Origin of the sequence: Bacillus bingmayongensis, from assembly GCF_000299035.1 — a bacterium.
In the GTDB taxonomy this organism is placed as follows: Bacteria; Bacillota; Bacilli; order Bacillales; family Bacillaceae_G; genus Bacillus_A; species Bacillus_A bingmayongensis.
On the sequence record NZ_JH921518.1, the window covers coordinates 917,025 to 931,776 of the forward strand.

Sequence of the window (14,752 nt, forward strand, 5' to 3'; positions counted from 1 at the left end):
TCTTTTAAAATAAAACTGGGAGGGGATTGGAAAATGAAAAAAATTTATATTACTTTTACATTAGGTTTAGTCATTGTAATCGGAATTGGAATTTACTATTTTACAGATTATCGCAAAGCTTCTGCTGAAATACCGCGTGGAATCGTCATGGAAGATGTAAATGGTACAACGTTATCTTTTGATCAACTACCGAAGAAACTAAAAATCGTAGAATTTATATATACAAAATGTCCTGATATTTGCCCAGTTACTACATACAAAATGAAACATTTACGAGACGAATTAGAGAAGGATAAATTGTTTGGTAAAAAGATTGAATTTATTACAATTACCATTGATCCTAAGTTCGATACAAAAGAAATATTAACTACATATTCCAACACGTTTGAAATGAAAAAAACAAAGGGCTGGCATTTACTACGTGGCGATGAAGATGAAACGAAAAAACTAGCAGATACATTTAACTTCCAGTACCGCGACCCTGGAAGCGGGCTCTATATTCACACTTCTAACTCCTATTTGCTCGATGAACATGATCGTTTAATTGAAGTCTTCGGCATGGGAGAACGCGGGTTTAACAGCAAAAAAGTGCTTGAGAAAATTAAAGATGCATTATAAAAAACCTCTTCATAATTCGAAGAGGCTTTTTAATTCTATATAAATTATGCTACGAAAATTAAGTCCTATCCATTCTACACTTTCTATTTATTTCTATATATATTTCTTCGGCTCATATGTTGGAATAAGAAACGCACTCGCAATCCAGCAAATAAGACCGAACCCACTTATATATTTCCCGTATTCATAATGGTTTAGATACACTTTCCCTACAATAATTAAGATAAACCAAAGTAAAACAACTACATATCCAACTTGTTTTTTCGAAAATATCAATCAGCACCCTTTATTGAAAAATGTTGACGAAGAAATTGAAATCCTGAAAAGAAATAGAACTATATTTCATAATTCCTTGTACTGTTAAAAGTAGTATAAGACCAAGCACACATATATAGTTAATCCCATCTTCACTTCTTTTCTCAACTACAATTCCGCCCCCAATACACAGCAGCCCTAGAAGATGAAGTGCTAAATAAACAAAAAAGTATGGTTCATCCCAGCGAAAACCTACATTCACTGTTGTAATTACAATTAAACTCACCATAATCAAATAAAATAGTTTATTTGATTGTATTGTCCCATTCATAGAATCATACACATTCCTTTCTATATTGTTTCTTTATTCATTACATATATTTCACTTTAAATGAAAGAGTTCAAGCCCAAGCTATAACTCTCTCATTTTATTTGTATATACTACTAGCACCTCTTTGTTCATATAACGACGATTAATAAACAAAAAGACGAGTACTAAATTTAATCCAATGATAAAGATAATAAGTCCTGTAAAAAATGAAGTTTGATTGGAAAAATCCGCAAGGCTTATCATTTCTTCCTCACTCAAAATAAGAGATGTAATGAGTACGATCGCATTATTTAATATATGGATACTAATTGGCATCAGTAAACTTTTCGTACGAACGTATACTATTGATAGGACGATACTAAATATGGCAGCACCGAGAAAATCAATATGCAAACATCCAAAAAGAAACGCTACCATAACCATCGCTTTTCCGGTTCCCCATTTCGCCGCAAAGCGCTGAAATAGAAATCCCCTAAATACGAATTCACCTATAATTGGAGCTACCAGTACTATTATTATAAATTGATATACGTATCCACCCGTACTACCTATAATAGGTTCATGTAATATATTCATAATAAAATCCGGTGTAATCCATGCAAAGCTATACATATACAATACAAGGTATCCATAACTAAAAAGGCATAACATTCCTGTAATCATTAAAACATGTACAAGATTAAATGATTCTCTTTTATTCATAAATATAGTAAACGGTACACGATGACGCTTACATTGATACAATAACCAAACGGATGGAAATACATATAGTACAAGTATGCTTGTAAAAGAAGAAAGTGATATATGAAATGTATTTTCTAGCACTTGTTTACTAGTATGTTCAATTAAAATAAGTAGTGTATATACAATCAAAAAATATCGTGCTCGCATCGAATAAAACGGATTCAAACTCATCTCCTCCCCTATGTTACATTTATCATATCACTCCAATCTTATTTTTAAGCTAAGAAAACCTTAAATTTTCCTTAAAAATCCCATAACTTACAAGAAAATGTTATGATATTCGATGAAAATAGGAGGCGATTCAGATTGTATAATGCAAATATTTTACTTGTCGATGATGAAACAGCAATTTTACAACTATTAACTACGATTCTACAAAAAGAAGGATTTTCTCATATTACAACTGCCACATCCGCAGAAGAAGCTTTACAATTTGTGGAACATAATCGTTATGATTTAATGATTTTAGACGTGATGCTTCCAGGACAATCCGGTTTTGATATTTGTCCAATCATCCGTCAAAAAACAGATTGTCCAATTTTCTTTCTAACAGCTAAATCATCTGATTTAGATAAAGTCTCTGGTTTCTTATATGGCGCAGACGACTATATTACAAAACCATTCAATCCGCTGGAAGTTGTCGCCCGTATAAAAGCTCAGCTTCGAAGACATATGAAACAAATCTCGCAACCTGCGAAAGAAACATACTTTATTTCATTTGGAAGATTTCAAGTCGATAAACATGCAGCTGAATTAAATGTAGATGGAAAAGTTGTGGAATGTTCAGCTCAGCTCTTTCAACTACTACTCTTTTTCTGTGAACATCCTAATTACGTGTTTTCAAAAGAAGAAATATACGAAAAAGTATGGGGTGCTCCTGCCTATAATGGTGATGACAATACCGTTATGGTTCATATTCGAAAACTACGTGAAAAAATTGAACTTGATCCAAGTAACCCAAAGTATATAAAAACGGTTCGCGGACTTGGCTATAAGTTCATCGCAAAGTAGGTAACGACTATGAATTTAAGTAGAAGACTTATTATCCAATTTATTATACAGCATATTTTCGTCTTATTTACTTTACTAATTGCAGTAATAATCGCATTTGGATATTTAGCTTATCTTGTCAGTACAACTCTTTACGAACCAAATGTACCTGAATTTGATAATTTCACTCTTTCTCATTACGTTTCTTCAGAAAATGGACGCATTACATTAGGATCTGAGGTAAAAGAAATCATTAAGAACCAAAATGATTGGCTTCAAATTGTAGATGAAAAAGGAAAAGTTCTCTATCACTTCAATACTCCTGAAGATGTTCCCACTTCTTATACAAAAACATCATTAGTTGCTTATCTACAGAATCATATAGAAAGCTCTTATAAATTTACTTATTGGGACATTGAATTAGAGGAAAAGAAAGCAATTGTCATTTATGGTGATACAATAAAAAGTAATGTAATACTTCAAAGATTAAAACAAGAACACGGTTCTCCATTAACAGCTGAATTTTCTTTAACTGAAAAAGAAAAAAAGGACCTTACCGCAGAAGGTGCTACACTACAATTGTTTAATGCAAAAGGAGAAGAAATTTTTTCATACCCAGAAAAAAAGGGAAAAGCATTTTCAGCGATCCAAGCCGCACTCTCTGATAAAGAGCCTTGGAATCATAAAGAAAATATATCGAGTTTTTATAATCCAGAGGATCAAACACTATTTACCATAACCGTGAAAAATGATTATTACTACCCATCTGATATGAATGAAGATGCATTAACCACAAAGGTATTCACTGGATTTGGATCTATTTTTCTTGTCGTGTTTGTCTACTTAGTTATTCTCTCTATTTGGTACGGAAGAAAGTTTGGCAAACCATTATTACATGCAATGCGCTGGCTCAAAAATATAGCTAGTGGAACATACGAAGAACCAGTAAGTAAAAAAGGAAAAGCCATTCGATTTCGGCAATCTGGTAAAGAAAAATGGTCATTCAGGCTGTTTAAAGACGTAACAAACGCTTTAGAACACCTTTCTATTACACTCAAAAAAAATGAGTCCATCCGAAAAGTGATTGAACAAACACGTGAAGAATGGATTACTGGTCTCACACATGATTTAAAAACACCGCTCAGTTCCATTTACGGGTACTCTCTCTTACTAGAATCGAAACAATATAACTGGAATGAACACGACATTCAAGAGTTTGGTCGTGTTATACAAGAAAAATCTCAATATATGACAACATTAATTGATGACTTAAGCTTAACGTATCAATTAAAAAACAATGCGATTCCCTCTCAACACGTTAAAGTTGAGATTAATCAATTCGTCCAAAAAGTCTTGTTACAATTTATTAACAACCCGACACTACAAAATCAAAACATTGAATTTGTTCCTAGTTCCAATGCCATTCATTATTCCATTGAAGAAAAATGGTTCAGGCGTATCATTGAGAACTTATTAGCAAATGCAGTAAAACATAATAATGAAACCACAAATGTCATTGTAAGCCTTGGACAGGATAAACATTCTTTTACACTTTCTATTTCTGACAATGGAAAAGGAATGGATGAACAAACGAAAGAACTTTTATTTGAACGATATTACCGCGGTACAAATACTGAAGAAAATAATGCTGGAACAGGCCTCGGCTTAGCAATCACAAAACAACTCGTTCTTGCGCATAACGGTACAATTTCGATTGAAAGTGAGCTTGAGAAAGGAACAACCATTACGATGGTATTTCCATTCTCATCTAATGATAAAAGAGCTTCCTAGTGTATAAATCTAGGAAGCTCTTTTATCTTCTTACTGTTGTTTTTTCTGCACTGGCAACCAAATTTCAACTTGCGCAAATTCACTCTTATCTTCATGACAACGTTCATCATATAACTCAAACTCTGTAACTCCAGCATGCTCATAGCCTGAATGCGGGAACCATTCTGAGAAAATTGCATTCCATGTTTGGTGAATGGAAGACACCATATCTTTATGTGGTACTTTTGGTGTTGTAAATACAGCGTACGTTGCTTCTGGGAACGTGCGCTGTGCTAATTCATTTGATATCCCATCAAAGTTTGTTACTTCCATTCCAATAATATAAGTAAAATCTCCTGTTTCTAAATTGAAATCCGTACACATTCCAAGCTCTACATATTGATTTGTATGTTTACGGTTCGGAATGCGATCTGCAAGATTGTTTTTTAAATATTGATCCCAGAATGTTGGAATATCTTTATGATTTTTTCCTTCTTTACTAGTTGTCTTCATTTCATATCCCGCTACATGAAACGCTGGCTTTTTTTCAATACGAAATTCCATTTTTATTCCCCCTAAATATGGATTGAACTTCCGCTGCCTCACATTTGCTTTATAATACATCGGCGTCTTAATTCCTTGCTTTCGGTAGCTACTTGGTGTCATCTGAAACAGCTTTTTAAAAGCCCGGGTGAACGTTTCATGAGATTGAAAGCCATGTTCTAATGCGATATCCAGAATTTTTTCTTCTGAATGAGAAAGCTGATAAGCTGCCCGGGCGAGCCTTCTCTTACGAACATACTCCATTACAGAATCACCAACCATCGCTTGAAAAACACGGTGAAAATGATACTCCGAGAATCCTGCAATACGAGCCAAATTACTTAATGTTTGTTTCTCCATTACATCTTCTTCAATATAATCAATTGCTTTTTGAATTTGTGTTTCATAGCTTTCCATCTCTGTTCACCCGCCTTATATGTATTATGATAAAAGAGAATACAATTCTTTTCTTGACGTTTTTTGCTTTTATTTTAAAGAGACTATTAAAATATCCAATTGGGAACGAAAGCATATGAAAAGCAACTACCAACACGGTAGCTGCTTTCCTTAATCACTCAAAAGTAACCTCTATCTGAATAATCTCTGACCGGCTCCCAATTCTTAATGGCGGCCCCCAAAATCCAAATCCAGAAGAAACAATTGCATGGAATGCTTCTTTCTGTACGTATCCCCAGTCCAATTCATACATTCTTCTCGTAATAAGATGATTCGGTGCCATTTGTCCTCTATGTGTATGACCCGATAATAGTAAATCAACACCAGACGCCTCTGCCTGCTTTAATTCGAATGGCTGATGATCCATCGCTATAACAGGAAGCGATTTATCTACTGTGCTCATTAGCTCTTCGAAGCTTTGACGATCTCGCTCTGTTTTATCTCTTCTTCCAACAAGGTAAAAACTATCTTCAATTTTAATCACTTCATCTAACATGATATGGATATCAATCTTGTTCATCTCTTGCAGAAACTCCGGAATTGCCCTTCCATAATATTCATGATTTCCGAGCACTCCATACACACCAAGAGGCGCCTGCATTTGTTTCATAACTTGTCCCATGTTCTTCTTAATAAACTCTCCTGGATGATCATCAATGATATCTCCTGGCAGCAAGATGATATCGGGATTCATTTCATTTACATGATGCACTAACCTTTTTAAATGAGACATGCCTGATAATTTACCAAAATGCATATCAGAAGCCATTGCAATGCGAAGGGTTTTACGTCCTTTCACTTCTTTCGGTATATGAATCTCATACTTTCGAACAACCGGACTATAAGCATTAAATGTCCCATAACCAAAAATAAAAATAAACATACTAAGAGTAACAATTCCTGTCCAAATAATAGCTGTATCTATCGGTACTGATAACAGTTGTAAGATAAACACTGTTACATCAGCTAGTGGTAACAATATAAGTGCATATTGTATAACGGCAAACCAATAGGAGCCGATTGTCCTTAAGAAAGGGATGAATTTAAAAACTTGGACGATCAAATATGCATATGAAAGCAATCCAACTAACAATGCATAATATCCCCAAGATTGCCAACCAAAAGTCGTTCGAAACCAAACCCAGCCATTCCATCCGATGTAAAACATCAGTAATGTGTATATGATAAAAATAGTAACTTTATTAAAATATCGACGCTTTTTCACAGTATGCCTCCTCTTGTATTTCTTTCATTATAACCTGCAACCTGTTCATACTGTGAATATTACGCATTACGAAATATTTGATAATAGTAAAAGTAAAAACACTAAACAGATTTTACTTAGTGTTTTTACTTTCCCCACATCTAATAATGTAATTGTACTTTCTTCTTGTTTTTAAATAATAAATCATACGCACTATTAACCTTTTTCTCTAAGTAATCTAGTGAATACGTCCCTGAAGGATCCGCTAAATCACCAATTGCTCCTGAGAGATGATCAATTACCTTTTGTAAAGTTTCTGGATCCCTCGCTTCATTTTTCACATGCATTTCATCCATAATGTCATAAACAAGATGTTGTACTTTGCGCAAGCGCATTTCTTTCCTCTTCAAAAAAAGCCTCCTCCTCGTTCATATACAATTTATCCCGCTATTCGCGGGCAGTAAATACTCCCTCGGACGAGGCAAAAAGCGCCTCTCTGTCGGGTGCTCCAACGTCCTGCGATTTTGAGCGAGCCGCTTCCGCTTTTCTAAAGAAGTTAGGTGGGAGATAACCTGCCCGTAAAAGCCCGATTGGTGAGGGCTAATAATCAGTGGGGGATGGAGAACCCCCCACTGATTAAAGTTTCACTTTATACGGTTTAAATATATGGCTTTGCAGCTTAACCAATTCATGTTAAGTACAAAATATAACAAAGGTTACTAATTTTATTTTCTGTTAACAAAATGAAGTGAGCGCTGTCCATCATACAAATAAAACCATACATTCCTAAATAATGAATGTATGGTTTTATAGAAACATATATTATCTTGTTAAAAACTCTATTTCCACAATCTATTATTATACCTGCATTGCCTTCTCTCTTAATGCTCTTCTAAGCAGTTTTCCGGTTGTATTCTTCGGTAACTCCTCCAAAAACTCTATGCTCTTTGGTACCTTATACTTTGCAAGATGTAAAGAACAGTAATGCGTTAATTCCTCTTCTGTGACTGCCCCATTCTTCAGAACAACATAAGCGCGTACAGCTTCTCCTAAATTTTCATCTGGAACACCAATTACAACAACTTCTGCAACTGCCTCATGTTGATATAATACCTCTTCTACTTCACGAGGGTATACGTTATATCCACCTACAAGTACAATATCTTTTTTTCGGTCAACGATATAAAAGTAACCTTCACCATCCATTTTTGCTAAGTCCCCTGTATATAGCCATCCATTACGAAGCGTTGCCGCTGTATCTTCCGGTGCATTATAATATCCTTTCATAACATTTGGCCCGCGAACAATTAATTCGCCTACTTCGCCTACGGAAACTTCTTCCCCAAGCTCATTCACAATTTTATTTTCTACATGCCAAATATTCGTTCCAATTGATCCTGGTTTACGCGGGCGATCTAGTGGGTTAAAACAAGTAACTGGTGAAGCCTCTGATAACCCATATCCTTCTGAAACAATAACACCAAAGCGATTTTCAAAGTTTTTCAGAAGCGCAACAGGCATAGAAGCACCGCCAGAAATACATAACCTGAGCGTCTGAACATCCTCTGCGCTTGCTTCCTCATATAAATATAAATAATTGTACATTGTTGGTACGCCAGCAAATATTGTCGGCTCATACGTACGACAAATACGAAATACTTCTTTCGGACTAAACTTTGGTAACATTAAAATCGTGGCACCGTTAATGATTGGAGCATTCACTGCAACTGTTAAACAAAATACATGGAACATCGGGAGTGCCGCAACAATGCGATCATCCGCAGTGTATTGTAAATACGCCGCTACGTCTCCAGCATTACTATATAAATTTTTATGTGTTAACATAGCCCCTTTTGGTTTTCCGGTTGTGCCTGAAGTGTATAAAATAACCGCTACATCCTCTTCATCTAGCTCTGGACCTTCATAAGATAGGTCACCGGTTCCGACTAGACCAGTAAACGTTTTCATTTTTTCGGTTTCTGTATGATTGAAATCTGATGAGGTTTCACATATGATGATATGTTCGAGAGAAGGAAGTCTTGTTGTAAGAGATTGTATAACAGGTAGAAGAACGTCGAGTGTGATGATTGTTTTTACATCTCCATTTTGTAAAATGTAATGCATTTCGTCTGCCGTATAAATTGGATTAATTGGAATGACAGTTGCTCCCGCTTTCATCGTCCCATATAATCCAACTAAAAAATGTGGTGAATTACCAACAATTAATGCGACATTGTCCCCTTTTCCAATGCCCATTTCTGCTAAATTACTAGAAAACCTCGTGACCATTTTGTTTAATTGGTCATACGAGACCGACTGATCCATAAATATATACGCCGGTTTCTCTCCTTTCTTTTTTGCTGTTTCAGCCAAAGATTGAACGAGATTCACACAAATCCCACCTTTATAAAATTTAGAAATTTTAAAAATTCTAAATACATTATATTAAAAGAAAATTCAAGTAGCAAGTAACATTCAAATAACCGCATATAAATGAGCATTCATTCATTTTTCAATTAGAGACTCTATCCGTTGTTTTTATGCGCTTTTTTGCAACAAAATAAAAAACAGTCATACATACAATATGACTGTTTTTACCATTTAAAAGAATAATGCTAAGAAATCTTCTTTTGTTATATTACCAAAGTAGCGTTTTACGTCCACATCTTCTAGAGCCGTGGCAAACGCTTCTTTATCAAACTGTACGCCTGTTAAACGCTCTTCAATATCATGAACATCTAGGGCGCCGAAGAAATCACCGTATACTTTGCATTCAGTCACTGTTCCCTTTGTTACCTCTAGGCGAACATCAACTTGTCCAACTGGGAAACGGTGTGAATGTTGTAAGTTGAATTTAGGAGATTTACCATAGTTCCAATCCCAATTACGGTAACGCTCTTCAGAGATTTTGTAGATTTCTTTCCAATCTTCTTCTGTTAATTCATATGTCGGAACTTCTGTTTCTCCTTCAAAAATCGTCGCAAGAAGAAGCTGTTTAAACTCTTCTGTTGTCATTTTTTCATTTAAAAATTCCGTAATGTTTGCCACGCGGCTACGGATTGACTTAATCCCTTTTGATTGAATCTTATCCATTTTAACTTTTAATGCTGATACAACGTGATCGATTTCAGAATCAAATAATAATGTACCGTGACTGAACATACGACCTTTCGTTGAAAACTGTGCATTACCTGAAATTTTTCTACCTTCTGCTAAAATATCATTACGCCCACTTAATTCTGCATTTACACCTAATTTTCCAAGTGCTTTCGTAACAGGTTCTGTGAACTTTTTAAAGTTATGAAAACTATCTCCATCATCTTTCGTAATAAAGCTAAAGTTTAAGTTTCCTAAATCATGATATACAGCGCCGCCACCAGACAAGCGTCTTACGACATGAATTCCTTTTTCATTTACATAATCAGCATTAATTTCTTCCACCGTGTTTTGGTTTTTCCCAATGATAATGGAAGGCTCATTAATATAGAACAATAAGTACGTTTCGTTAATATCTAAATTTTTCACACAATATTCTTCAATTGCTAAGTTAATTGTAGGATCTGTAATCCCTTTATTATCAATAAATAACATTCTATCACCTCATGAATTCCAAACGTAACCGCTATGTGCAAGCGTAATGCGGCCACCGAAAATTTGTTTTGCTTCTTCTACTAAATCAGATGTGTTTCCTGCGTGCGGCAGATGCGTTAACAGTAATTCCTTTACATTTGCATGTTTTGCAATGTCTGCTACTTCTGTACTATTCATATGCCCTGCTTTTGCAGCTTCCTGATGTGCATACATATTACACTCACAAATAAATAAATCTGCATCTTTTGTAAATGGAATAAATTCAGGAATGTAGCTGGAATCAGCACTATATACGATTACTTCATCTCCCGCTGTAATACGCATCGCATAGCATATAACAGGATGTACTGTTTTTAAAAATGAAATCGAGAACGGCCCAATCTGAAGTAGTTCTTCCGGATTATACACAATCCCTTTCGTATGCGGTTCATGCGTTAAGGAAGCAAATCCTTGTACATCAAACCCATGTCCATAAATCGGTAGTTCTGGTAATTGTCCTTTTGTCGCACTCGTAATTAACCTTGCATATTGCAATACCCCAATATCAGCAACATGGTCGTGATGATAGTGTGACAGCAGAACTGCATCTATATCAGATGGTGTTATATATTTTTGAAGCTGTGCTAGTACACCGCTACCACAGTCAACAAGTAAACGAAAACCATCGTGTTCAAACAAATACCCCGACGTTGCTTCTCCCGCTTCTGGAAAGCCCCCCCAAAAGCCAACAACAGTCATTTTCATATGTATCCATCCTTTCTAAACCGCTAGAAATGCAGTATTCCTCCTCTAATGAGAAAGATTTTTACTTACACTCTACATTGTTAACTATAATTCATTTCCTAAACTTTTTCATTATTTTTCACTTTGTTATAAAACAGTTGTTGACATTATCGATTTGTACTAATACAATGTTAGTAAGAAATGGAAATGGAGGGATCTACATGATCGATCAACCGATGGAATTTTTCAGAAATTTACCAACAAAAACTTGTGCACACTGCGGGAAGGAAATTGATGAGCAACACGAAGCATATCATAACAAATGTGACGATTGCGTTCACGAAGAATAGTAGTTTCTAAACATAAGAAAAACCTAGCAGACATCGTCTACTAGGCTAGTAACATCGTATCTTTCATCGTTGAACCTTTCACCAAGAGCTCCAGTTCAAACTCATACAATTCTTTTTTGCGATAATTTTTCGTATGGATTTTATCCATCATTAAATCGACAACTTTTCGGGCCATTTCATCAATTGGCTGTTCAATTGTCGTAATACCTGGCTCTGTAATCTGTGATAAAATTTGATTATCAAAGCCTATTACAGCTAGATCATCTGGAATACTCCAGTCGTGGCGTTTTGCTTCTGCGATAATTCCAGCTGCTACTTCATCGCCTCCTGCCAAAATAGCGGTAGGGTTTTTTTTGTCTTTTAACACGTCATGGAATATTCTTTTTCCATCCTCCCAAGAGAAAGCGTTTTCAAGAAAGTCAATTGCTTCTACTTGTCTGCTCTTCTCAGTGATTGCACGTAAAAAGCCCATTTTTCGTTGTTGACTTACTACTTTCGTTTCATTTCCACGGCAAAAAATAAGGTGGCGATAACCTTGTTCTAATACATGTTTTGCAGCTATGTAAGCCCCTTGCGCATGATCAAATTTAACCGTTGGAATATTTGCTTCTTCAATATATTCATTGCATAACACGATTGGACCGTGTTGTAAGTATGGCTCCACGTTCTCCCATGGATTCTCAAGCGAACATAAAATAATACCATCAACTTGTTTTGTTGATAACAGTTGTAAGTATTCCATCTCTTTTTCCGGTAAGTATCTTGTTTGGCAAATAATCAGTTTATATTTATGTTCAGAAGCAGCAATCTCAATCGCTTCAATAAATCTACTGAAAAAAGGATTTGTAATCCTTGGAACAAGAACTGCAATTGTTTCTGTTTTCTGTTTACGAAGTCTCCTTGCTGCAGAATTAGGAACGAACCCTAAATGTTTCATCGCCAATTGAACCCTCTTTTTCTTCTCATCTGATACGTACGGATGGTTGTTAATCACCCGAGAAACCGTTGTTCTTGATAACCCCGCTAATTTCGCCACGTCCTCGATCGTTGACACGAAATTCTCCCCCTTTGTATGAAAACGTTTTCTTAGTTAGATTATATAGTATATTATTGGAAACTGCAATATGAGTTCTTATGATTTTACTATATTGATATTATTCATAGGAAAAAGTCTGTATTTGCAGGAGAAATAATTGTGGCTTTCGAACACTTCATGATTGAGTATTTATTACATGAATAAGGATGATAGATTATGAATCGAACAGATCGCTTACTTTCTATTCTCATTGAATTACAGAGAAAACAGCTTGTTACGGCCAAAAGCTTAGCGGAAAAATTTGAAATATGCAAAAGAACAATATACAGAGATATGCAGGCACTTAGTGAATCAGGCGTTCCGATATTTTCAATGCCTGGACAAGGTTATTCTTTAATGGATGGGTATTTCTTGCCGCCTATTCAATTAAAACCAGAAGAAGCTGTATCTCTTTTATTAGGGAGCGATTATGTTGAGAAAAATTTCGATTCAGCTTTTTCTATGCACGCAAAGTCTGCGAAAGAAAAATTAGAGGCCATTCTCCCTCAAGAACAGAAAAAGAAAGTTAAGGAACTAAAAGGAACTTTCCGCTTCCTCTCTGGTACTTTCTCTCATCAAAAATTTAATCAAAAACAACTCGAAAAACAGCTGTTTCTTTTACAAAAAGCCATTCAAAAACAGCAATGTGTTTCTTTTTCTTATCGTAAACCGAATCAAACAGACAAAACAAAACGCACCGTGAATCCTTATGGTTTAGTCAATATTTCAGGAATTTGGTACATTGTTTCCCATTGTCTTCTTCGTCAACAAATACGGCATTTCCGTTTAGATCGTATGAGCGACTTACACCAAGAACAGAATTTCTTTCAAAAGCCAGAAGCATTTTATTTACCAGACTATCAACCGACAAATAATCGGACCATTACCATCCATTTACTATTTCCATCTACGATTGCTCACAAAGTTATTGAATCTCGCTACTTTTATTTAGATTCATATGAACAAAAAGATGATGGATTTCATGTACTTTTAAAATCAAGAAACATAGATGAAGTATTTCCATGGGTGCTAAGCTGGGGAAGTCAAGTAAAGGTACTAGAACCGAATATTCTTTCTGAAAAAATTCGAGAAGAGGCAAAGAAAATGCTACAAATTTAATTTTTTCTTTTCCTACTGACATAATGGTGTCAACATTACCTGTTTATAATCATCCTTAAGAACGAAATCTTATATAAGAAAAGGAGTTAACACGATGAATACAAATGTCATTTTAGAGAAATTCGAAAGTTTAGCAATGGATTACGTGAATGAATTAGAAAAATACTCACTTGAACAATTTACAAAGAAACCTTCCGAAGACGAATGGTCTCTCGGACAAATGTATAATCATTTACTTGCAGCTACATCTAGGCAGTTAGATGCCATTGCAGAGTGTACAACTGGTTCTGCAACTATAGATGGTAAGAAAACAGAAATGGGTGAAAAAGTATATAAGGTGGGTGCTTTTCCTCCAATACAAATAAAACTACCTAATCGTCCAGGATCAAAACCTGAAAATCCCACAGATAAAGAAGAGATTAAACAAGCATTGTTACAGCTTATTGAGAAAATGAAAGAGGTTGAGCCAAAACTCTCTTCGATTCCAAATAATTATAAGGTGGAGCACCCAGGACTTGGGTATTTAAATGCTGTAGAGTGGTTTCAGTTGATTTATATGCATTTTGCACATCATCTTCGTCAAAAAGAAAGATTGGAACAGAGTATGGTTTTAAAATACTCATTATTCCGCGATTAAGGACTTTAGTGGGTGGAACAAGGGAACTCAATAATAAGGGGTTCCCTTGCTTGATTTCAAACAACAACAACAACAACAAGGGTGTAATTGAACCTTGCGCTGCTCCGAAAATAAGTTATATATATTAGTACCCTATTAATTAGGGTACTTTTTTAATTGTATATGTTACACGTAATTCTGAAATAGAACCATTATGCAAAATTGAAGAATCTGCTTCGTATGTTACAAGAGGTTTTTTGTATTTCATCCTGCATTTTCTGTAACTGATTTCATATATTTGACGCTCTGCCTTGTAATCGCTTACATAAACTGATACATCCTATACAATAAAGGTGTTAAATCGAAA

16 protein-coding genes are annotated in these 14,752 nt (G+C 35.2%); 6 read left to right on the forward strand and 10 right to left on the reverse strand.

Features of this window, described 5'->3' with window-relative positions; all coding sequences use genetic code 11:
- The first annotated feature begins 33 nt into the window (after positions 1-33).
- Positions 34-618, forward strand: coding sequence for an SCO family protein (locus Y7E_RS0119285; RefSeq protein WP_017152902.1), 585 nt, complete (start codon positions 34-36; stop codon positions 616-618).
- Positions 619-711: 93 nt separating this feature from the next.
- Here the strand turns inward: Y7E_RS0119285 and Y7E_RS0119290 are convergent, their stop codons facing one another.
- The 3 genes from Y7E_RS0119290 to Y7E_RS0119300 all read right to left on the reverse strand — a co-directional run bounded on the left by Y7E_RS0119290 (position 712) and on the right by Y7E_RS0119300 (position 2,113).
- Positions 712-891 carry a hypothetical protein gene (locus Y7E_RS0119290; protein WP_026049271.1) on the reverse strand — a complete coding sequence of 60 codons (180 nt, stop codon included), beginning with the start codon at positions 889-891 and terminating at the stop codon, positions 712-714.
- 13 nt (positions 892-904) lie between these two features.
- Positions 905-1,204, reverse strand: coding sequence for a hypothetical protein (locus Y7E_RS0119295; protein ID WP_017152904.1), 300 nt, complete (start codon positions 1,202-1,204; stop codon positions 905-907).
- Positions 1,205-1,285: 81 nt separating this feature from the next.
- Positions 1,286-2,113 carry a CPBP family intramembrane glutamic endopeptidase gene (locus Y7E_RS0119300; protein ID WP_017152905.1) on the reverse strand — a complete coding sequence of 276 codons (828 nt, stop codon included), beginning with the start codon at positions 2,111-2,113 and terminating at the stop codon, positions 1,286-1,288.
- A 141-nt stretch (positions 2,114-2,254) separates the two neighbouring features.
- Here Y7E_RS0119300 and Y7E_RS0119305 point away from each other — a divergent pair, with 141 nt between their 5' ends.
- Both Y7E_RS0119305 and Y7E_RS0119310 read left to right on the forward strand, forming a co-directional pair.
- The gene (locus Y7E_RS0119305; RefSeq protein ID WP_017152906.1) at positions 2,255-2,959 is read left to right on the forward strand and encodes a response regulator transcription factor; all 705 of its coding nucleotides are present in this window, start codon (positions 2,255-2,257) and stop codon (positions 2,957-2,959) included.
- A gap of 9 nt (positions 2,960-2,968) precedes the next feature.
- Positions 2,969-4,729: a sensor histidine kinase gene (locus Y7E_RS0119310; protein ID WP_017152907.1), complete on the forward strand. Its 1,761-nt coding sequence runs from the start codon at positions 2,969-2,971 to the stop codon at positions 4,727-4,729.
- Positions 4,730-4,759: 30 nt separating this feature from the next.
- Here Y7E_RS0119310 and Y7E_RS0119315 read toward each other — a convergent pair whose 3' ends face one another.
- The 6 genes from Y7E_RS0119315 to Y7E_RS0119340 all read right to left on the reverse strand — a co-directional run bounded on the left by Y7E_RS0119315 (position 4,760) and on the right by Y7E_RS0119340 (position 11,246).
- The gene (locus Y7E_RS0119315; protein ID WP_017152908.1) at positions 4,760-5,668 is read right to left on the reverse strand and encodes an AraC family transcriptional regulator; all 909 of its coding nucleotides are present in this window, start codon (positions 5,666-5,668) and stop codon (positions 4,760-4,762) included.
- Between the two features lie 154 nt (positions 5,669-5,822).
- Positions 5,823-6,932, reverse strand: coding sequence for a metallophosphoesterase (locus tag Y7E_RS0119320; RefSeq protein WP_017152909.1), 1,110 nt, complete (start codon positions 6,930-6,932; stop codon positions 5,823-5,825).
- 140 nt (positions 6,933-7,072) lie between these two features.
- The gene (locus tag Y7E_RS0119325; RefSeq protein ID WP_017152910.1) at positions 7,073-7,321 is read right to left on the reverse strand and encodes a hypothetical protein; all 249 of its coding nucleotides are present in this window, start codon (positions 7,319-7,321) and stop codon (positions 7,073-7,075) included.
- Between the two features lie 448 nt (positions 7,322-7,769).
- A complete protein-coding gene (locus Y7E_RS0119330) occupies positions 7,770-9,302 on the reverse strand; it encodes a fatty acid--CoA ligase family protein (protein ID WP_017152911.1) in 1,533 nt (510 codons plus the stop codon).
- A gap of 210 nt (positions 9,303-9,512) precedes the next feature.
- Entirely contained in the window at positions 9,513-10,502 is a 990-nt protein-coding gene (locus Y7E_RS0119335) for a lipoate--protein ligase (RefSeq protein WP_017152912.1), read from the reverse strand.
- A 9-nt stretch (positions 10,503-10,511) separates the two neighbouring features.
- Positions 10,512-11,246: an MBL fold metallo-hydrolase gene (locus tag Y7E_RS0119340; RefSeq protein ID WP_017152913.1), complete on the reverse strand. Its 735-nt coding sequence runs from the start codon at positions 11,244-11,246 to the stop codon at positions 10,512-10,514.
- A gap of 200 nt (positions 11,247-11,446) precedes the next feature.
- Between Y7E_RS0119340 and yhfH the strand changes: the two genes are divergently transcribed.
- Positions 11,447-11,575: a protein YhfH gene (gene yhfH / locus Y7E_RS31025; protein WP_000567010.1), complete on the forward strand. Its 129-nt coding sequence runs from the start codon at positions 11,447-11,449 to the stop codon at positions 11,573-11,575.
- A gap of 40 nt (positions 11,576-11,615) precedes the next feature.
- Here the strand turns inward: yhfH and Y7E_RS0119350 are convergent, their stop codons facing one another.
- Positions 11,616-12,629, reverse strand: a complete 1,014-nt coding sequence (locus Y7E_RS0119350) for a LacI family DNA-binding transcriptional regulator (protein WP_017152914.1) — start codon at positions 12,627-12,629, stop codon at positions 11,616-11,618.
- 198 nt (positions 12,630-12,827) lie between these two features.
- On the opposite strand from Y7E_RS0119350, the gene Y7E_RS0119355 reads away from it, so the two are divergent.
- Both Y7E_RS0119355 and Y7E_RS0119360 read left to right on the forward strand, forming a co-directional pair.
- A complete protein-coding gene (locus Y7E_RS0119355; protein WP_017152915.1) occupies positions 12,828-13,769 on the forward strand; it encodes a helix-turn-helix transcriptional regulator in 942 nt (313 codons plus the stop codon).
- Between the two features lie 94 nt (positions 13,770-13,863).
- The gene (locus tag Y7E_RS0119360; protein WP_017152916.1) at positions 13,864-14,406 is read left to right on the forward strand and encodes a DinB family protein; all 543 of its coding nucleotides are present in this window, start codon (positions 13,864-13,866) and stop codon (positions 14,404-14,406) included.
- Positions 14,407-14,752 lie beyond the last annotated feature (346 nt).

Coding starts and splice junctions, on each gene's coding strand:
- Y7E_RS0119295 (WP_017152904.1), bottom strand. CDS start 1,204: ATGAATGGGACAATACAATCAAATAAACTATTTTATTTGATTATGGTG.
- Y7E_RS0119310 (WP_017152907.1), top strand. CDS start 2,969: ATGAATTTAAGTAGAAGACTTATTATCCAATTTATTATACAGCATATT.
- Y7E_RS0119285 (WP_017152902.1), top strand. CDS start 34: ATGAAAAAAATTTATATTACTTTTACATTAGGTTTAGTCATTGTAATC.
- Y7E_RS0119335 (WP_017152912.1), bottom strand. CDS start 10,502: ATGTTATTTATTGATAATAAAGGGATTACAGATCCTACAATTAACTTA.
- Y7E_RS0119360 (WP_017152916.1), top strand. CDS start 13,864: ATGAATACAAATGTCATTTTAGAGAAATTCGAAAGTTTAGCAATGGAT.
- yhfH (WP_000567010.1), top strand. CDS start 11,447: ATGATCGATCAACCGATGGAATTTTTCAGAAATTTACCAACAAAAACT.
- Y7E_RS0119315 (WP_017152908.1), bottom strand. CDS start 5,668: ATGGAAAGCTATGAAACACAAATTCAAAAAGCAATTGATTATATTGAA.
- Y7E_RS0119340 (WP_017152913.1), bottom strand. CDS start 11,246: ATGAAAATGACTGTTGTTGGCTTTTGGGGGGGCTTTCCAGAAGCGGGA.
- Y7E_RS0119355 (WP_017152915.1), top strand. CDS start 12,828: ATGAATCGAACAGATCGCTTACTTTCTATTCTCATTGAATTACAGAGA.